Raw genomic sequence first — 19,019 nt, forward strand, 5'->3', positions numbered from 1 at the left:
TGGCTGCGCTACCGCTTTCCCTTTTGCGCCGCGCCAGATGGACAAATGCCCGTTGCCGGGCATTTGTCGTTCATTCGCGTCGTACGGGAATCAGGCCGTCCTGCGCCTCATTTGTACTTGGCGTTGGCCTTCTCCACAAATGCGTTGGTGAAGGTCTTGGACAGGTCGACCTGCTTGTCGGCCAGCGAAGGTTCGAAGGCCTTCAGCGTGCGCAGCGCGGTGTCCGGGCCGCCCGGCGGGAAATAGCCGTCCGGCGAGATGGCCTGGCGCACCTTCATGAAGGCATCGATGTACAGCGAACGGTCGCCCAGCAGGTAGCTTTCCGGCACGGCCTTGATGATGTCGGACGGGCCGGCCTTCTGGATCCACTTCAGCGCGCGCACCATGGCGTTGGTCAGCGCCTGGGTGGTATTCGGGTACTTCTGGATGAAGGCCGCCGGCGCGTACAGGGTGGCTGCCGGCATCGGGCCGCCGAAGACGTCGTTGGTGTCTTTCAGGGTGCGGGTGTCGGCGATGATCTTGATCTCGTTGTGCTGTTCCAGCATCGAGACGACCGGGTCGAGGTTGGCGATGGCATCGATCTGGCCGGAGCGGATCGCCGCGATCGCGCCGGCTGCCGCGCCCACGCCGATGAAGGACACATCGGTTGGCTTCAGGCCGGCCTTGGCCAGCACGTAGCTGGCCATGATGCTGGTCGAGGAACCCGGCGCGGTGACGCCGATCTTCTTGCCCTTCAGGTCGGCCACGCTCTTGTAGTTGGGCATGGTCTTGTTGCTGGCGGCCAGCACGATCTGCGGCGCGCGGCCTTGCAGCACGAAGGCCACGATCGGCTGGTTCTTCACCTGCATGTTGATGGTGTGCTCGTAGGCGCCCGACACCACGTCGGCGCTGCCGCCCACCATGGCCTGCAGCGCCTTGGCGCCGCCGGCGAAGTCGGAGATCTCGACTTGCAGGCCTTCATCCTTGAAATAGCCGAGCTGCTCGGCGATGGTCAACGGCAGGTAATAGAACAGGTTCTTGCCGCCCACCGCGATCGAAACCTTGGGCTTCTCCAGAGCCTGGGCCTGGGCCGACGCCTCGCCATTGAAAGAAAAATAGCCGGCCAAAAACAGGCCCGCAGCGATTGCCAACTGCTTCCAGCTTAATTTCATTATGTCTCCTCCGTGGATTGGTGCTTCGTCTTCGTTCTTGCGGCGTACAGGCCTGAAAGGGGCACGCAACGCGCCGTCAGCGGCGTCTGGTCGCGTCTCCCTGATTGCTGGCCTGGATTTATCAGATCACGCGATCCTCGCGCAATCGTTTAATTTGGGCATCATCATACCCCAGCGAACGCAGGATTTCATCGCTGTGCGCGCCCAGCTCCGGGCCCAGCCATTTGGTCTGGCCGGGGGTTTCGGACAGCTTGGGGGTGATCGCCGGCAACTTGACCGGGGTGCCGTCGGCGAAATGATGCTGTTCGAACATGCCGCGCGCCAGGAATTGGGCATCGCTCATCATGTCCTTGACCGAATAAATCTTGCCGACCGGGACGTCGGCCGCCTGCAACGTGGCCAGCGCCTGCTCGATGGTTTGCGTATCGCACCATTGCTGGATCGCGGCATCGATTTCCTCGGTGCGCGGCACGCGGCCATCGTTGCGCGCCAGGCCTGGATCGTTGGCCATGTCATCGCGGCCGATGGCGCTCATCAGGCGCTTGAAGATGGCGTCGCCGTTGCCGGCGATGACGACGTTCATGCCGTCGCCGGTAGTGTAGGTATTGGAGGGAACGATGCCCGGCAATGCGCCGCCGGTGCGCTCGCGCACCACGCCGGCGTGGTCGAACTCGGGCACCATCGATTCCATCATGTTGAACACCGCTTCATACAGCGCCACATCCACCATCTGGCCCTGCCCCGCCACGCAGTCGGCGCCGGATTTTCCGTTCCAGCGGCCGCCGGTGACGTCGCGGTGGCGCAGCGCCATCATGGCGCCGATCACGCCATGCAATGCGGCAATGGAGTCGCCGATGGAAATGCCGATGCGCACCGGCGGACGATCCGGGTGGCCGGACACGTAGCGGATGCCGCCCATCGATTCGCCGATCGCGCCGAAACCGGGCAAATCGCGCAGCGGGCCGGTCTGGCCGTAGCCGGACAAGCGCACCATGATGGTGGCGGGGTTGAGTTTTTTCAGCGCCTCATAGCCGAGGTTCCACTTCTCCAGCACGCCGGGACGGTAGTTCTCGATGATGACATCGGCTTCCAGCGCCAGCTTGCGGGCGATTTCCTGGGCCCGTTCATCCTTCATGTTGAGGGTGAGGCTTTTCTTGTTGCGCGCCTGCACCGACCACCACAGCGAGGTGCCGTCCTTCAGCACGCGCCATTGGCGCAGCGGGTCGCCGCTCTCGGGCGCCTCGACCTTGATGACATCGGCGCCGAACTCGGCCAGCATGCGCGAGCAGAAAGGGCCGGCAATCAAGGTGCCGAGTTCGAGCACCTTGATGCCTGCCAGCGGGCCGGGGCGTGCGGCGTTTTCCGGGTTGGATGCGGTTGTCGTCATTGTTCATGCACCGGATGCTGCGCCCGCGCACGGGGCGCGGTTCCGGTGTTCTCCTCATTTGTCTTATTGCCGGATCGGGCTCTGCGGCCCGCGTCCATTGTTCGTTCCATGCCTGCGCGCCGGTGTCTGCGCGGGCGCAGGCATGTTGCGCCGCCATATTGCCTGACATCGTACGTGCCAGCCGGCAAGCTGCCTATTCTATTGCAGCGGGCAGCCGCTGTCGCGCCTTTCAATATCTTTTACGGGCGCAAATTTTTCATCAGAAGATCAGAAGATCCGGGGCCCTGCTGGGCGATCAGGTGCTGCGCCGGTCCAGCATGGCGCGCGCGATGGTGCCCGCATCCACGTATTCCAGCTCGCCGCCGACCGGCACGCCGCGCGCCAGGCGGCTGGCCTTGAGGCCGCGCGCCTTGAGCGTCTCGCTGATGTAGTGGGCGGTGGCTTCGCCTTCGTTGGTGAAATTGGTGGCCAGCACCACTTCGGCCACCACGCCGTCAGTGGCGCGGGTAATCAGCTTTTCAAGATGGATGTCGCGCGGGCCGATGCCGTCCAGCGGCGAGAGGTGCCCCATGAGCACGAAATACAGTCCCTTGTAGGTAAGCGTCTGCTCGATCATCAGTTGATCGGAAGGCGACTCGACCACGCACAGGAGCGTGTGGTCGCGCTGCGGATCCTGGCAGGTTTCGCAGATGACTTGCTCGGTGAAGGTATTGCACAGCGCGCAATGGCGGATGGTGTCGAGCGCGTGGGCCAGCGACTTGCTCAGCCCGAGCGCGGCGTCGCGGTCATGCTGCAAGAGATGATAGGCCATGCGCTGCGCGGTCTTGGGGCCGATGCCGGGAAGCTTGCGCAGCGATTCGGTCAACAGGGTGAGACTGGATGGAGTTTTCAACCTAGATCCTGCAGTTGAATGCGTTCGCCCACACGGGAAACGCTATCGATACTGTCAATGCTTGTTTTGATACGACTCTCCAGATGATAGCAGGCGGTCAACCAGGTTCAATTGCGGTCAACCGAATAGCGGAAGGCTTCCAGCGCCTCCGCCGTCATCGAGGGGACAAATTCGGTTATTTCATACTCGGCCACGCCGGCGATGTAGAAGGGATCGAGTTCGATGATCGCCTCCATTTCGGCACGGTCCGATGCATCAGCCAGGATGATGCCGCCGGTGCGCGGCACCTTGCGGCCCGACATCAGGAACACGCCGTCCGCATATTGCTGGTTGAGGAATTTCTTGTGCGCGGTCAGCAAGCTGTCGATTTCGCTCGCCGGTTTCGTGTACGTGATCGAGATAATGAACATGCTCCCTCCACAATGCGGTTCCTGCCATCCTGCTGAACATCGTTGCGACAACATCCCTGGCGCCGGCGCATGCACATCATCGGGCAAGGTGCGTCGGCGTACGCGCACTTGCCCGGCCGTCAAGCCATCAGAACGGCATCTTGAAGCCCGGCGGCATCGGCATGCCGGCGGTGACGCCGGCCATCTTTTCCTGGCTGGTGGCTTCGGCCTTGCGCACTGCGTCGTTGAAGGCGGCGGCGACCAGGTCTTCCAGCATGTCCTTGTCATCGGCCAGCAGCGACGGATCGATGGAAACGCGCTTGACGTCGTTCTTACAGGACATGACGACCTTGACCAGGCCGGCGCCGGACTGGCCTTCGACTTCGATCTGCGCCAGCTGGTCCTGCATTTTCTTCATGTTGTCCTGCATGGCCTGCGCTTGCTTCATCAGACCTGCCAGTTGACCTTTCATCATCGTCTTGCTCCTTCATTTCAATTCACGGAATTCTATCTTGTTTGCCTGCGGCTCCGGCGAATTCGCCCGGATTACAAGGGGTGTATCGATCCCGGCACAATCGAGGCGCCGAATTCGCGCATCATCGACAGCACGAAGGGATCGTTCTGCATCTTTTGTTCGGCCTTGCGCTGGCGCTCGGCGCGGTCGGCTTCGGCCACCGCGTTGGCGGTGTCGGCCACGGCGCCGATCTCGGTTTCCACGCGCACTTCGCGGTTGAAGCGCTCCGACAGCGCCGCCACCAGCTTTTCCACGCTGCCGGAGGAACGCAACGTCTCCAGCGGGATGCGCAGATGAAAGCAGACATTGCCGCCGGCCAAGCTTTCGCAGCGCACCAGCTCGCTCTGGAAAGCCATCTGGTGCACCACGCCGCGCAGCGGCAGGCTGGCGGCCAGGCTGGGCCAGTGGCCGTCCCAACCGAGATCGGCGGCGATACGCACGGTCTCCTGCTTCTGGGCGGGGGTCGCCGCGGGGCGCTGCGGCGCGGCTGGCGCCGCAGGCGGTGCGGGGGCGAAGGCCTCTTCGCTTACCTCAGGCGGGTTGGAATATTCAGTTTTTTTTTGAGCGTCGAAGCCGGCCGGCATCGCGTCTTCTTCCCACGGCGGCATGGCGTCCAATGGCGGCGGTTCCGACATGGACGACGGCATCTCAGGCGCGGCGGATGCCACAGGCGCCGCGGCAGGTGCAGGTGCAACTGCGGGTGCTGCCGGACGCGGCGCGGAGGGCGCCTTGCCATTCTTGCCGAGAGAGGCGCGCGCGGCCATCAATGCAGCTTCACGGGCCGAACTCGGCGCGGCGGAGGGCGCAGGCCGCGGCGCCGCTGGTGCAGGGGTCGCTGGTGCGGGCGCCGCAGCCGGGCGGGCGACAGGCGCACTGGTCACCGCCGCTTGTGGCGCGACCAGGGGCGCCGCCTGGCGCGCAGCGGCCGGACGCGGCGCCGGTGCGCCACCGGCCGCCGGCACCGGCGCCGCGGCGCTCGCGCTGACCGGCCGGAAGGCCAGCATGCGCAAAAGCGTCATGGAAAAGCCGGCATATTCGTCGGGCGCCAGGCCCAGCTCATTGCGGCCATGCACGGCGATCTGGTAGAACAACTGCACATGCTCGGGGCTGAACTGGGATGACAGGCGCAGGATGTCTTCACGATTGGGCAAATCGTCGGCCAATGCCGCCGGCACGCTCTGCGCCAACGCAATCTGGTGCAACAAGGTGCCCAGATCCTGCAAGGCGGCGTTATAGGACAGGCTGCGCGCGGCCATGTCGTCGGCCACGCCGAGCAAGGCTGCGCCATCTTGCGCCGCCAGGGCATCGAGGATACGGATCAGGTAGGACTGGTCGAGCGCGCCCAGCATGCCCTGCACCGCTTCCAGCGTGACCTTGCCGGCGGCATAGGCGATCGCCTGGTCGGTCAGCGACAGCGCGTCGCGCATGGAGCCGGATGCGCCTTGCGCGAGCAGGCGCAAGGCCGGCGGGTCGAATTCGATGCCTTCCTGGTTCAGGATGTTGTCAAGGTGGCCGATGATGTGGCCCGGCGGCATCTGCTTCAGGTTGAATTGCAGGCAGCGCGACAGCACGGTGACCGGGATCTTTTGCGGGTCGGTGGTGGCCAGGATGAACTTGATGTGCTCGGGCGGCTCTTCCAGCGTCTTCAGCATGGCGTTGAAGGCGTGGTTGGTCAGCATGTGCACTTCGTCGATCATGTAGACCTTGAAGCGGGCATTGGACGGCGCATAGACCGCCTGCTCCAGCAACTGCGCCATTTCATCAACGCCGCGGTTGGAGGCCGCGTCCATTTCAATGTAGTCGACAAAGCGCCCGGCATCGATGGCCACGCAAGCCTCGCACACGCCGCAAGGCGCGGCGGTGATGCCGCCGTTGCCATCGGTGCCGACGCAGTTGAGCGACTTGGCCAGGATGCGCGAGAGGGTGGTCTTGCCCACGCCGCGGGTGCCGGTGAACAGGTAGGCGTGGTGCAGCCGCTGTTGTTCCAGCGCATGCGTCAGCGCGCGCACGACGTGCTCCTGGCCTACCAGGGTGTCGAAACTGCGGGGACGGTATTTGCGGGCGAGAACTTGATAGGACATGACAATGGCCGCGATCGGCTTGTTGGCTCAGGTGGGCATTTTATTCTATTTCGCCGCCGGCATCGCCTTTGGCGTGGTCGCCCGCCGGGATGCACGCCAAAAACGGCAATCCCGCCAAAACGGGATTGCCCGCTTGACCGAGATTACTTCTTGACGGTTTCCGGCTTGTCGCCGGCCGGCGCCGCCTTGCCGCCCTTGGCGGGCTGGCCGGAAGCTTCCGGCCTGGACTTGCCATTGACGGTCAGGCCATTGGCCGACAACTTGGTCGCGCTTTTTTCCTTGATGCCCTTGACGCGATGCTGGAGGTCGTCCCAATCCTTGAAGCTGCCGCCCTTCTGGCGTTCCTCAAGGATGCGCTTGGACATCGCCGGCCCGATGCCGCGGATGCCGTCAAGCGCGGCCTGGTCGGCCTTGTTGACATCCACCTGGGCGAAAGCGAAGCCGGCAGCCATCAAAGAGGTGACGATGAACAATAGAAATTTCTTCAACATATCAGGTTCCTTTCAGAGTTTAAGGTCGGAAAAACAAAAGGCAGCTGCATCGGAGATGCAACTGCCCTTGCTAACGAGACCTCAACACCTGCGTTGACAGAAATATAACGAGAAATGGCCGTTGAAAAATCAGCGCCTGTTTCAGCCTGCCAGCAATTCATCGCGCGTGACGGTCGCGGTACCCAGCTTGCCGACGACGATGCCGCCGGCGCGGTTGGCCATGGCGACCGCATCGACCAGCGAAGCGCCGGCGCCCAGCATGACCGCCAGCGTGGCGATGACGGTATCGCCCGCGCCAGAGACGTCGAACACTTCGCGCGCCATGGTCGGGAAATGCTGCACCTCGCCATCCTGGTACAAGCTCATGCCTTCCTCGGAACGAGTCAGCAGCAATGCCTCCAGGTTGAGCGAAGCGCGCAGGTTCTGGGCCCGCATGGTGAGGTCTTCTTCGTTCTTCCACTGGCCGACGATGCGCACCAGTTCGGACTTGTTGGGCGTCAGGATGGTGGCGCCCGCGTAGCGCTTGAAATCATCGCCCTTGGGATCGACCAGGATGCGCTTGCCCAGCGCGCGCGCGGCGGCGATCATCTCCGCCACGTTGACCAGGCTGCCCTTGGCGTAATCGGAAAAGACGATGACGTCGTAGTTGCCGACCAGCGAATTGAACTGCGTCAACTTGTCGCGCAGCACGGTGTCGGTCGGCGCTTCCTCGAAATCGATGCGCACCAGCTGTTGCTGGCGGCCGATCACGCGCAGCTTGACGATGGTGGAAATGGTGGCGTCGCGGTTGAGGTGGCTGCTGATGCCCATCTCGCCCAGCATGCCTTCCACCACGCGCGCCGGCTCGTCATCGCCGGTCACGCCCAGGAGCGCCGTCTGCGCGCTCAGGCTGGCGGTATTGCGCGCCACGTTGGCGGCGCCGCCCAGGCGCTCTTCCTTGCGCTCCACGCGCACTACCGGCACCGGCGCTTCCGGCGAGATGCGGTTGACTTCGCCGAACCAGTAACGGTCCAGCATGACGTCGCCCACGATCAGGATGCGGGCGGAACTCCAGGCTGCTGCGATATTCATGCTCATCTTATTGTCCACGGGTCAGAATGGAACGGCCGATGCCGTAATACTCGATGCCGCTGTCGGCCATCACTTGCGGTTCGAACAGGTTGCGGCCGTCGAAAATCACGGGGTTCTTCAAGGCCGCCTTGACGCGGTCGAAATCCGGGCTGCGGAAGGCCTTCCATTCGGTCACGATGGCCAGCGCATCGGCGCCCTCCAGTGCCGCCATCGGATCGGCCGCGAAACTGATGCGTTCGAACAGCGCGGCATCGTCGGCGAAGTCCAGCTTGAGTACGCGCTGCGCTTCCTTCATCGCCACCGGGTCGTACACCGACACGGTCGCGCCGCGGCGCACCAGTTCCTCCACCAGCACGCGCGAGGAGGCTTCGCGCATGTCGTCGGTATTGGGCTTGAAGGCCAGCCCCCAGACCGCGAAGCGCTTGCCCGACAGATCCTCGCCGAAGCGCTGGACCACCTTCTTGCCCAGCACATGCTTCTGCAAATCGTTGACCTGCTCGACCGCGCGCAGGATCAGCAAGTCCTGGTCATAGTCGCGCGCGGTGCGTTCCAGCGCCTGCACGTCCTTCGGGAAGCAGGAGCCGCCGTAACCGCAGCCGGCATACAGGAAGCTGTGGCCGATGCGCGGATCGGAGCCGATGCCGTGGCGCACCGCTTCGATGTCGGCGCCGACCTTGTCGGCCAGGTTGGCCAACTCGTTCATGAACGAGATGCGGGTGGCCAGCATCGCGTTGGCCGCGTACTTGGTGAATTCGGCCGAACGCACATCCATCCAGAAGGTGCGCTCGTGGTTGCGATTGAAGGGGGCGTACAGCTTCTTCATCAGCGCGTAGGCGCGCTGCCCTTCGGGCGTCTGGTCGTGGCCGATGACAATGCGATCGGGGCGCATGAAGTCTTCCACCGCCGCGCCTTCCTTCAGGAATTCGGGATTGGAGACCACCGAGAAACCGGCGCCGGACTGGCCGCGTTTGGTCAGCTCATCCGCAATGGCCGCTTGCACGCGGTCGGCAGTGCCGACCGGCACGGTGGATTTGTCGACCACCACCTTGAAGCCGTCCATGTGGCGGCCGATGTTGCGGGCTGCCGCCAGCACGTATTGCAGGTCGGCGGAACCGTCTTCATCGGGCGGCGTGCCGACGGCGATGAACTGGATCTCGCCATGCGCCACGCTGGCGGCGATGTCGGTGGAAAACTGCAGGCGGCCGGCGGCGCGGTTGCGCGCCACCACGTCTTCCAGGCCCGGCTCATGGATCGGGATGCCGCCGCTGTTGAGGATATCCACCTTGGACTGGTCGACATCCAGGCAAAACACGTCGTTGCCCAATTCCGCCAGGCAGGCGCCGGTTACCAGGCCTACGTAGCCGGTGCCGATGATGGTGATTTTCATGATGGATCCAGATTCAAAAAGTTGGCGCTCTCACGCCTCAGTTCATGACGTTGAGCTCTTCGGTGCGGCGCGGCGGGTAGGTTTCCCAACGGCTGCAACCGGGGCACTGCCAGTAGAACTGGCGCGCCTTGAAACCGCAGTGGCTGCACTGGTAGCGGGCCAGCTTCTGCGTATAGCTGTGCACCAGGGTCTTGACCACCGACAGCTCCGGCCGCACATTCAGCGGCGCGGTCATCATGCGCGCCTCCAGGAACTTGTCCAGGCCCAGCAGCGTGGGGGTGCGACGCAGCTCTTCGCTGACCAGGTTGTTGGCCGCTTCGACGCCCTCGGCATCGAGTACGGCCTTGAACACCACTTCCAGCAGGTCGATGGAAGGCGCTTCGGCCAGGTAGGCGCGCAGCAGGTTGATGCCTTCCTGCGGGCGGCCGATGGCGATGTAGCCGTCCATCAGGCGCTGCGCCACCAGCGCCGTATGCGGCACGCTCTGGTGTTCGACCCGGCGCCAGATTTCCAGCGCGCCTTCGATGTCGCCCTTGGCGCGCAGCGCATCGCCCATCAGCATGGTGGCGCGCACGCTCTTGCGGTCGGTGGCCAGCGCCTTGTCCAGCAGCGCGATGGCGGCGTCGACATTGGTGCGCACCAGCTCATCGGCGGCCAGTTCGCAATAGAACTGGGCGATCTCGCGCTGGCGGCCGCCGGCGCCGGTGGCTTGCAGGATCTCGGCGGCGGAAATGGCGCGCGTCCATTCCTTTTCGCGCTGGTAGATTTCCAGCAGCGCGCGGCCGGCCTGGGCGCTGTATTGCGTATCGATGAGCTTGTTGAAGCTCTCTTCGGCGCGGTCCAGCAGGCCGGCCTTGAGGTAATCCTGGCCCAGCTCATACAGCGCATGGCCGTGGTGCTCGGCCGGCAGGTCGGGGCGCGCCAGCAGGTTCTGGTGGACGCGGATGGCGCGTTCGGTCTCGCCGCGGCGGCGGAACAGGTTGCCCAATGCGAAATGCAAGTCCACCGTTTCGGGATCGAGCTTGACGATTTCGATGAAGGCGTCGATGGCCTTGTCGGGCTGTTCGTTGAGCAGGAAATTCAACCCCTTGAAATAGCCGCGCGGCAATGTGCGCGACTCGGACAACAGTTGGTTGATATCAACCCGCGCGGCAATCCATCCCAATCCGAAGAAGACAGGAATACCGAGCAACCACCAGAATTCAAATTCCATGACGAGAGGGGAAAATTAAACCTAGATTCAGCAGTTGAATGCCTTCGCCGGTGCCGTGATCGGCGTGCCAGGCAAGGCGCGACGACGCGGCGCACTTAATGTGCGCAAGGAGGAGCAACGCCGCATGGCGCGGCGAGCGCGGTGCCGGCGAAGGCATAGCGCTCTCACCAGCAAGGTGAGCGGTATTGATACAGATAATGCTTGTGTTCATGCGGCTTTCCAAGGGATAGCAAGCGGTCAACTGCTGAATCTAGGTTAAAGGATGTGCTGCGCCGTGATCACGCTGTCGGGCTGCGGCGGTTGCGCCTGCACCTGGGCGATCTCTTCCTGTTGCTTCTGGATCTGCGTCAGCGCCTTCTTGTAGCGCGCGGCTTCGCGGCGATGGCGGAATACGATGGGCGTCATGGCCAGCACGCCGAGGATGGCGCCGACCACGAAGAACGCGAGCAGGACCAGCACCAGCGGGTCGGTGCGCTCATAGCCGAGGAAGAAATGCAACGTGACTTCCTGGGTATTGCGCAGCGCGAAGAAGAAGAAACAGACGAACAGGATGGCCGCGATCAACCGGGAGATTATTTTCATGGCGCTTATCCTTTTTGACTGGTCGATTGTATGGGGTGAAGCTTGTTCATGCATCTTGCGCCGGATCAGGGCGGCCTGCGGCACGCATGTCAGAACCTGTTCAAAGACGTAGCGAAATTGTACGTGAAAAAAAACGGCATCCAAAGATGCCGTTCATTTTGTTGATAAGCCTTTACACCCATCCACCGTGAGGTTTCAGGGCCGGGCTGACCAACGGATGTTGCCCAAGTACTGCTGCGGGACAATGACAGCCGCTTCAATCCTCGCGGATAGGCTGTCCGACCATCGCATCCACGCGCTCGCGCAATTGCTTGCCCGGCTTGAAGTGGGGGACCCGTTTTTCAGGGACCATCACCTTGTCGCCGGACTTGGGATTGCGGCCGATGCGCGGCGGACGGCGATTCAGCGCAAAGCTGCCAAAACCACGGATCTCAATGCGCTGCCCGGTCGCAAGCGCGTCGACCATCGCATCGAGTATGGTTTTGACCGCGTAATCCGCATCCTTTGCAACCAGTTGCGGATAACGCTCAGCCAAGCGGGCAATCAGCTCCGACTTTGTCATGTGGCCCGAAGAATCAGTTCTTGTTATCGAGCTTGGCCTTCAGCAGCGCGCCCAGGCTGGTGGTGCCCGAAGCAGCGTTGGAGTCGGCCGACATCTTTTGCATGGCTTCCTGAGTCTCGGCGTTGTCCTTGGCCTTGATCGACAGCTGGATGCTGCGCGCCTTGCGGTCGATGTTGATGACCAGGGCTTCGACGGCATCGCCGACCTTCAGGTGGGTACCGGCATCTTCCACGCGGTCGCGGGAGATTTCGGATGCACGCAGGTAGCCTTCGACTTCTTCGTTAAGCTGGATCACGGCGCCCTTCGGCTCCACCGACTTGACGGTACCGGTCACGATCGCACCCTTGTCGTTCAGGGCGGCGAAGTTGTTGAACGGGTCGCCTTCCAGTTGCTTCACGCCCAGGGAAACGCGCTCGCGCTCGACGTCGATCGCCAGCACGACAGCTTCCAGTTCGTCGCCCTTCTTGAACTTGCGCACGGCTTCTTCGCCGGCTTCGGTCCAGGACAGGTCGGACAGGTGCACCAGGCCGTCGATGTTGCCGGTCAGGCCGATGAACACGCCGAAGTCGGTGATCGACTTGATCGAACCCTTGACCTTGTCGCCCTTCTTGTGGCTCACGGCGAAGTCGTCCCAAGGATTCGGCTTGCACTGCTTCATGCCCAGGGAGATACGGCGACGCTCTTCGTCGATTTCCAGGACCATGACTTCGACTTCGTCGCCCAGCTGGACAACCTTGTTCGGCGCCACGTTCTTGTTGGTCCAGTCCATTTCGGAGACGTGCACCAGGCCTTCGATGCCTTGCTCGACTTCAACGAACGCACCGTAGTCGGTCAGGTTGGTGACCTTGCCGAACAGGCGGGTGCCTTGCGGGTAGCGACGCGACAGGCCGGTCCACGGATCGTCGCCCAGTTGCTTGACGCCCAGCGAGACGCGGTTCTTTTCCTGATCGTACTTGAGGACCTTGGCGGTGATCTCCTGGCCAACCGACAGCACTTCCGACGGGTGACGCACACGACGCCATGCCAGGTCGGTGATGTGCAGCAGGCCATCGATGCCGCCCAGGTCGACGAACGCGCCGTAGTCGGTGATGTTCTTGACGATACCGGTGACGACGGTGCCTTCCTTCAGGGTTTCCATCAGCTTGGCGCGCTCTTCGCCCATCGAGGCTTCGATCACGGCGCGGCGCGACAGCACCACGTTGTTGCGCTTGCGGTCCAGCTTGATGACCTTGAATTCCAGGGTCTTGCCTTCGAACGGGGTGGTGTCCTTGACCGGACGGGTGTCGACCAGCGAACCCGGCAGGAAGGCGCGGATGCCGTTGGTCAGGACAGTCAGGCCGCCCTTGACCTTGCCGTTGACGGTGCCGGTGACGATCTCGCCGGACTCCATCGCCTTTTCCAGCGAGAGCCACGATGCCAGACGCTTGGCCTTGTCGCGCGACAGGATGGTGTCGCCGAAGCCGTTTTCCAGCGATTCGATCGCAACGGAGATGAAGTCGCCGACATTGACTTCGACTTCGCCGTTGTCGTTCTTGAATTCTTCAACAGGGATGAAAGCTTCCGACTTCAGGCCGGCGTTCACGATCACGAAGTTGTGGTCGAGACGGACGACTTCTGCGGAGATGACTTCACCCGAACGCATGTCCTGACGCGACAGCGATTCTTCAAACAGTGCAGCAAATTCGCTGGCGGTATCAACACCTGCAGCGATAACGGTAGTGGTAGACATATGAGAAAAGAAAGATTTTGCCAATATTCGTTGATGCAATCAGACCGCCTTGCACTGCCGCCCTCGTTGCCGGGATGGCATGAAATATTGGGTTAGGTTTATCAACACCCGCCAGACTTTGCATCTGCCGGGCACCAATGGCACTACGGGCACTACAACTTGCATCTGCCCTATATGCGCCTGTCACGCCGATAAATCAAGCGTGTCAGTGGCCCAGGGCAGCGTACCAACCGAGTACCTGCTGCACCGCTTCATCAGCGGTCATATCCGAGGTATCCAGGTGATATGCGCCTTCCGCTGGCTTCAAAGGCGCCGACGTGCGATTCATGTCGCGTTCGTCCCGCTCCTTCAAATCCCTCGAAAGGTCGTCGATATTAGCAGAAAAACCCTTGTCAATCAATTGCTTATAACGCCGGGATGCGCGCGCCGCCACACTGGCGGTCAAAAACACCTTCAGGCGGGCATTCGGAAAGATCACCGTGCCCATGTCGCGCCCGTCCGCCACCAGGCCGGGCGGCCGGCGAAAGCCCAGCTGCAGGCCGTACAAAGCCTGGCGAACCGTTGTCAATGCCGCAATCTTCGATGCCGTATTGCCGACCTCTTCAGCCCGGATGGCCTGGGTCACATCCTCGTTGGCAAGAAAAATGTGGGCGCCGTCGAAATGGCAATGCAGGTGCTCGGCCGCCTTGGCCAGCGCGTGCTCGTCGTTGAGCGCGATATCGCGCCGCAGGACCGACAGCGCCGTCAAGCGATACAGCGCCCCCGAATCCAGATAATGGAAGCCCAGTTGTTGGGCCACCTTCTGGGCCACGGTGCCCTTGCCGGATGCGGTCGGGCCATCGATGGCGATAACCGGGATCTTTGCCTTTTCCATGCAAACCTGTCTGAGAAAATAATTTACGTCAATAACGGGATACAACCCTTGAAAAGGGTTTATCAGATCAAGGTTTGCTCGGCAATCCTTTTGAAGACCTCGAAGTAGTCCGGGAAGGTCTTGGCCACGCACTTGGGGTCATTGATGCGGATATGGTTGCCGCGGCGCAACGCGCCATCCAGCGACGCCAGCGAGAAACACATCGCCATGCGGTGGTCGTCATAGGTATCGATGGCGGCCGTGCCGATGGCGGCCGGCGGCGTCACCTTGAGGTAATCCGCGCCCTCCTCCACCTCGGCGCCCAGCTTGCGCAGCTCGATGGCCATGGCCGCCAGACGGTCGGTTTCCTTGACGCGCCAGCTGCCGATGTTGCGCAAGATGCTGGGGCCATCCGCGTACAGCGCAGCCACCGCGATGGTCATGGCGGCGTCGGGGATGTGATTGAAGTCGGCGTCGATGGCTTTCAACGGGCCGTTGGCCGACGCCTCGATCCAGTTTTCGCCCATGCTGATGTTCGCCCCCATTAGCTGCAACGCTTCGACGAAACGCACGTCGCCCTGAATACTGTCGCGACCGACGCCTTCGACCCGGATCGGACCGCCGGCAATCGCCCCGGCCGCCAGGAAATAGGAGGCCGACGAGGCATCGCCCTCGACATGGATGCTGCCCGGGCTGCGGTAATGCTGGCCCGGCTTGACCGTGAACTGCTGCCAGCCCTGGCGCTCGACCTCGACGCCGAAGCGGCGCATCAGGTTCAGCGTGATCTCGATATAGGGCTTGGAAATAAGCTCGCCCACCACCTCGATCGACATCGGCTCATCGCGCGCCATCAAAGGCGCGGCCATCAGCAGCGCCGTCAGGAACTGGCTGGAGACATTGCCGCGCACCTTCATGCGGTGCGAGTTGAGCGTGCCGCGGCGGATATGCAGCGGCGGATAGCCGGGGTTGCCGGTGTATTCGATGCGCATGCCGACCGCATTGAGCGCATCGACCAGGTCGCCGATCGGCCGCTCGTGCATGCGCGGCACGCCATGCAGCGTGTAGTCGCCGCCCAGCACCGCCAGCGCCGCGGTCAGCGGACGGATCGCGGTGCCGGCATTGCCCATGAACAGGTCGGCCTGGTGCACCGGCAGCACACCGTTGACGCCATGCACGATGTAATCCTGGGTGCCCTCGACCTGCTCCCATTTCACGCCCAGCGTCTGCAAGGCCATCAGCATGACCAGCGTGTCGTCGGAGGCCAGCAGGTCGAAAATGCGGGTGGTGCCGCCGGACAACGCCGCCAGCAGCAGGATGCGGTTGGAAATGCTCTTGGAGCCCGGCAACTTGACCGTGCCCTGCACATGCGGCACCGGCGCGAGATCGATATGGCGGGGATAGGAAGGCTGTTTCATCGGGATCGGGAATGAAGGTTGATCGTCACAAGCGCCGCAGGTGCGGCGGATGATGCATTGTAGCCGCGGCGGGCGCGGCCTCAGGATTCCTTGCGCTCGGCGGCTTCGATGGCCGCGGCCCATTGCAACCGGGCATGCCGGGCGCTGGCGTAGATCTTCTCCAGCGCGGCGCCGTCGCTGTCGGCGATCATCTGCCGCATCGATGTGAGCTGGGCCAGATAGGCATCGACCTCGGTCAGCAGCGCATCGCGGTTGGCCAGCGTGATGTCGCGCCACATTTCCGGCGACGAGCCGGCGATGCGCGTGAAATCGCGGAAGCCGCTGGCCGCATACTGGAACAGCGTGGCCGCATGCGGCTTGCCGGCGATGTCGTCGACCAGCGCGAAGGCCAGCACGTGCGGCAAGTGGCTGACCGAGGCGAATACCGCGTCATGCTCTTGCGGCGAGAGACGATGGATGAGCGCGCCGCAGGCCTGCCAGGCGGCGGCCACGCGTTCGACATCGTCGGCCCGGTTTTCCAGCAAGGCGGTGAGCACCACCTTCTTGCCCACGTAAAGGTCGGCCAATGCCGCTTCCGGGCCGTGCATCTCGCGTCCGGCGATCGGGTGGCCCGGCACGAACTGCCCGATCTTGCCGCCCAGCGACTTGCGCGCGGCGGCGACCACGTCGCCTTTGGTGCTGCCGGCGTCGGTCACGATGGCGTCGGCCGGCAGGTGCGGCGCGATGGCGGCGAGGATGGCTTCCGTCTGCGCCACCGGGGCGGCCAGCAAAATCAGGTCGGCGCCGTCGACGGCGAGCGCCGGATCGGTGGCGACCGTATCGATGATGCCCAGCTCCCGGGCGCGCGCCAGGCTCGCCGACGAGCGGCCGACGCCGACGATATGTTCGACTTTACCGGCATGGCGCAACGCCAGCGCGAAGGATCCGCCGATCAGGCCGACACCGAAAACGACAACTTTCTTGAACACGGCGGACTCAGGCAAGGACGGTTTTCAGGGCGGCGATAAAGGCCGCGTTCTCTTGCGGCAGGCCGATGGAAATGCGCAGCCATTGCGGCAGGCCGTAGTTGCCCACCGGGCGCACGATGATGCCCTGCTTCAAGAGCGCCAGGTTCACCCGCGCGCCGGCGCCGTCGTCCTCGCCCACCTTGACCAGCACGAAGTTGCCGAAGGACGGCACGTAGCGCAAGCCCAGCTCGTCGAACGCGGCAGTAAGCTGGCGGTAGCCGGCGCTGTTGATTTCCGCGCTCTTTTGCAGGAAGGCCTGGTCGTTGAGGGCGGCGACCGCGGCCGCCTGGGCCAGCGAGTTGACGTTGAACGGCTGGCGGATACGGTTCATCAAATCAGTCACTTCCGGCTGCGCGATGGCGAAACCGACGCGCAGGCCGGCCAGGCCATAGGCCTTGGACATGGTGCGCGAGACCACCAGATTCGGGAACTGGCGCACCCACCGGGTCGACTCGTACTGGTGCTCGGCGGCCAGGTATTCGTTGTAGGCTTCGTCCAGCACCACCACCACCTCGGACGGCACCGACTTCAGGAAAGCTTCCAGCTCATCGGCAGACACGAAGGTGCCGGTCGGGTTGTTGGGGTTGGCCAGGTAGACCAGGCGGGTATCGGTGGTGATCGCCTTGGCCATTGCTGGCAGATCGTGGCCGAAATCCTTGGCCGGCACTTCAATGGCGCGCGCGCCGACTGCCTGCGTGGCCAGCGCGTAGACCAGGAAACCGTACTGCGCATACACCACCGACTGGCCCGGCTGCACGAAGGCGTGCGCGGCGATTTCCAGGATGTCGTTGCTGCCGTTGCCCAGCGTGATCCAGTTCGGCGGCACATCGTACTTGGCGCTGATGGCGGCCTTCAGTTCGAAACCATTGGCGTCCGGATAGCGGCCCAGCTCGGCCACCGCCTGCTGCATCGCCAGCTTGGCCGACTCGGGCATGCCCAGCGGGTTTTCGTTGGAAGCCAGCTTGACGATGGCGGCCTCGTCCAGGCCGAATTCGCGCGCCACTTCGGAAATCGGTTTGCCGGCCTGGTAGGGAGCGATGGCGCGGACGTAATCGGGTGCTAACTGAGCGGGTGCTAACTGAGCAGATGCAAGTTGTTTGGACATCCTGGTCTTTCCGGAAATGAGGGTGCGCCGCCTGGGCGGCACGATGTTCGTCAATCGTCGTCGGTATCGCTTACAGGCCCAGCGGATACGAACCCAGCAGCTTGAAGAAAGCCGCGTTCTGCTTCAGCTCGGCCAGCGCCTGCGCGACCTTCTCGTCCTGCTCATGGCCTTCGAGGTCGACGTAGAAGTAATACTCCCACGCCCCCATGCGCGCCGGGCGCGACTCGAAGCGCGTCATCGACACGCCGTGCCTGGCCAGCGGCGCCAGCAGGTTGTACACCGCGCCGGCCTTGTTGGGCACCGACAGCACGATGGACGTCTGGTCGCGGCCGGAAGGCGCGGTGCGCAGGCGGCCGATGATGGCAAAGCGCGTGCGGTTGTGCGGGTCGTCCTGGATATGGGCGTTGACGGTCTGCAGGCTGTACTTCTGCCCGGCGATCTCGCCGGCAATCGCCGCCACGCCTGGGTCTTCGCCTGCCATGCGCGCCGCTTCGGCATTCGACGCCACGGCCTGGCGCTCGATGCCCGGGTAATTCTGGTTGAGCCAGGCGTTGCACTGCGCCAGCGCCTGCGAGTGGGCGCAGATGCGGGTCACGCCGTCCATGCTGCCGCCCTTGGTCATCAGGCTGTGGTGCACCGGAATCGCCACCTCGCCGCTGATGGTCAGCGTGGTTTGCAGCAGCAGGTCCAGCGTGCGGTTGATCACGCCTTCGGAAGAGTTCTCGATCGGCACCACGCCGAAATCGGCGGTGCCGGCCTCGGCGTCGCGGAACACTTCATCGATGGAGACGCAAGGCAGCCCCTCGATCGCGTGGCCAAACTGCTGGTAGACGGCCTGTTCGCTGAACGTGCCCGCCGGGCCGAGATAGGCGACTACCACGCGTTTTTCCAGCGCGCGGCAAGCCGACATCACTTCACGGAAAATGGTCTGGATATCGGCGCCCTGCAAGGGACCGGGATTGCGCTCGGCCGCGCGGCGCAACACCTGCGCCTCGCGCTCGGGGCGGAACACCGGCGCGTTGGTCTCGGCCTTGACATGGCCCACTTCCTGCGCGACACGGGCGCGCTGGTTCAGCAGGTCGAGAATCTGCGCATCGATGGCATCGATTTTCTGGCGCAGTGGCAGCAACTTGTCGTCACTCATTTCGCTCTTTCTTGTTCAATGGCTTGCGCCCCGGCCCTGTCCTGCC

At 63.3% G+C, this 19,019-nt stretch carries 20 protein-coding genes; 1 reads left to right on the top strand and 19 read right to left on the bottom strand.

Features of this window, described 5'->3' with window-relative positions; all coding sequences use genetic code 11:
- Nucleotides 1-107: 107 nt before the first annotated feature.
- From AC07N6_RS10630 to AC07N6_RS10655, 6 genes are all read right to left on the bottom strand, one after another.
- The gene (locus AC07N6_RS10630; protein ID WP_494781809.1) at nt 108-1,151 is read right to left on the bottom strand and encodes an ABC transporter substrate-binding protein; all 1,044 of its coding nucleotides are present in this window, start codon (nt 1,149-1,151) and stop codon (nt 108-110) included.
- Between the two features lie 121 nt (nt 1,152-1,272).
- Entirely contained in the window at nt 1,273-2,538 is a 1,266-nt protein-coding gene (locus AC07N6_RS10635) for a CaiB/BaiF CoA transferase family protein (protein WP_494781810.1), read from the bottom strand.
- Between the two features lie 295 nt (nt 2,539-2,833).
- Nucleotides 2,834-3,430 (bottom strand): recombination mediator RecR, encoded by a 597-nt coding sequence (gene recR / locus AC07N6_RS10640; protein ID WP_494781811.1) that lies wholly within the window; start codon nt 3,428-3,430, stop codon nt 2,834-2,836.
- 107 nt (nt 3,431-3,537) lie between these two features.
- Nucleotides 3,538-3,840, bottom strand: coding sequence for a YciI family protein (locus AC07N6_RS10645; RefSeq protein ID WP_494781812.1), 303 nt, complete (start codon nt 3,838-3,840; stop codon nt 3,538-3,540).
- 127 nt (nt 3,841-3,967) lie between these two features.
- On the bottom strand, nt 3,968-4,294 hold the full coding sequence (locus AC07N6_RS10650) for a YbaB/EbfC family nucleoid-associated protein (protein WP_050467062.1): 327 nt from the start codon (nt 4,292-4,294) through the stop codon (nt 3,968-3,970).
- Between the two features lie 71 nt (nt 4,295-4,365).
- Complete coding sequence (locus AC07N6_RS10655) at nt 4,366-6,414, bottom strand: DNA polymerase III subunit gamma/tau (protein WP_494781813.1); 2,049 nt, start codon at nt 6,412-6,414, stop codon at nt 4,366-4,368.
- Between the two features lie 4 nt (nt 6,415-6,418).
- Between AC07N6_RS10655 and AC07N6_RS10660 the strand changes: the two genes are divergently transcribed.
- The gene (locus AC07N6_RS10660) at nt 6,419-6,568 is read left to right on the top strand and encodes a hypothetical protein (RefSeq protein ID WP_494781814.1); all 150 of its coding nucleotides are present in this window, start codon (nt 6,419-6,421) and stop codon (nt 6,566-6,568) included.
- Here AC07N6_RS10660 and AC07N6_RS10665 read toward each other — a convergent pair.
- From AC07N6_RS10665 to pheA, 13 genes are all read right to left on the bottom strand, one after another.
- Nucleotides 6,558-6,905 carry a ComEA family DNA-binding protein gene (locus AC07N6_RS10665; RefSeq protein WP_494781815.1) on the bottom strand — a complete coding sequence of 116 codons (348 nt, stop codon included), beginning with the start codon at nt 6,903-6,905 and terminating at the stop codon, nt 6,558-6,560. The genes AC07N6_RS10660 and AC07N6_RS10665 overlap by 11 nt on opposite strands.
- A gap of 141 nt (nt 6,906-7,046) precedes the next feature.
- Nucleotides 7,047-7,982, bottom strand: a complete 936-nt coding sequence (rfaE1, locus tag AC07N6_RS10670) for a D-glycero-beta-D-manno-heptose-7-phosphate kinase (RefSeq protein ID WP_494781816.1) — start codon at nt 7,980-7,982, stop codon at nt 7,047-7,049.
- Between the two features lies 1 nt (nt 7,983).
- Complete coding sequence (locus AC07N6_RS10675) at nt 7,984-9,363, bottom strand: UDP-glucose dehydrogenase family protein (protein ID WP_494781817.1); 1,380 nt, start codon at nt 9,361-9,363, stop codon at nt 7,984-7,986.
- A gap of 37 nt (nt 9,364-9,400) precedes the next feature.
- A complete protein-coding gene (gene lapB, locus AC07N6_RS10680) occupies nt 9,401-10,576 on the bottom strand; it encodes a lipopolysaccharide assembly protein LapB (RefSeq protein WP_494781818.1) in 1,176 nt (391 codons plus the stop codon).
- Nucleotides 10,566-10,787, bottom strand: coding sequence for a hypothetical protein (locus AC07N6_RS10685; protein WP_290976070.1), 222 nt, complete (start codon nt 10,785-10,787; stop codon nt 10,566-10,568). Before AC07N6_RS10685 ends, lapB begins: the two co-directional genes overlap by 11 nt.
- Nucleotides 10,788-10,831: 44 nt before the next feature.
- Nucleotides 10,832-11,158 (bottom strand): LapA family protein, encoded by a 327-nt coding sequence (locus AC07N6_RS10690; protein ID WP_050467069.1) that lies wholly within the window; start codon nt 11,156-11,158, stop codon nt 10,832-10,834.
- A gap of 256 nt (nt 11,159-11,414) precedes the next feature.
- Nucleotides 11,415-11,720: an integration host factor subunit beta gene (locus AC07N6_RS10695; RefSeq protein WP_494781819.1), complete on the bottom strand. Its 306-nt coding sequence runs from the start codon at nt 11,718-11,720 to the stop codon at nt 11,415-11,417.
- A 13-nt stretch (nt 11,721-11,733) separates the two neighbouring features.
- The gene (rpsA, locus tag AC07N6_RS10700) at nt 11,734-13,449 is read right to left on the bottom strand and encodes a 30S ribosomal protein S1 (RefSeq protein WP_494781820.1); all 1,716 of its coding nucleotides are present in this window, start codon (nt 13,447-13,449) and stop codon (nt 11,734-11,736) included.
- Nucleotides 13,450-13,654: 205 nt separating this feature from the next.
- The gene (cmk, locus tag AC07N6_RS10705; protein WP_494781821.1) at nt 13,655-14,323 is read right to left on the bottom strand and encodes a (d)CMP kinase; all 669 of its coding nucleotides are present in this window, start codon (nt 14,321-14,323) and stop codon (nt 13,655-13,657) included.
- A 62-nt stretch (nt 14,324-14,385) separates the two neighbouring features.
- Nucleotides 14,386-15,717 carry a 3-phosphoshikimate 1-carboxyvinyltransferase gene (aroA, locus tag AC07N6_RS10710; protein WP_494781822.1) on the bottom strand — a complete coding sequence of 444 codons (1,332 nt, stop codon included), beginning with the start codon at nt 15,715-15,717 and terminating at the stop codon, nt 14,386-14,388.
- An 80-nt stretch (nt 15,718-15,797) separates the two neighbouring features.
- Entirely contained in the window at nt 15,798-16,685 is an 888-nt protein-coding gene (locus AC07N6_RS10715) for a prephenate dehydrogenase (RefSeq protein ID WP_494781823.1), read from the bottom strand.
- Nucleotides 16,686-16,692: 7 nt separating this feature from the next.
- Nucleotides 16,693-17,829: a histidinol-phosphate transaminase gene (gene hisC / locus AC07N6_RS10720; protein WP_494781824.1), complete on the bottom strand. Its 1,137-nt coding sequence runs from the start codon at nt 17,827-17,829 to the stop codon at nt 16,693-16,695.
- Nucleotides 17,830-17,899: 70 nt separating this feature from the next.
- Nucleotides 17,900-18,973, bottom strand: coding sequence for a prephenate dehydratase (pheA, locus tag AC07N6_RS10725; protein ID WP_141912256.1), 1,074 nt, complete (start codon nt 18,971-18,973; stop codon nt 17,900-17,902).
- Nucleotides 18,974-19,019: the final 46 nt, after the last annotated feature.

The organism is Herbaspirillum sp. GW821-FHT09A12, from assembly GCF_059418325.1.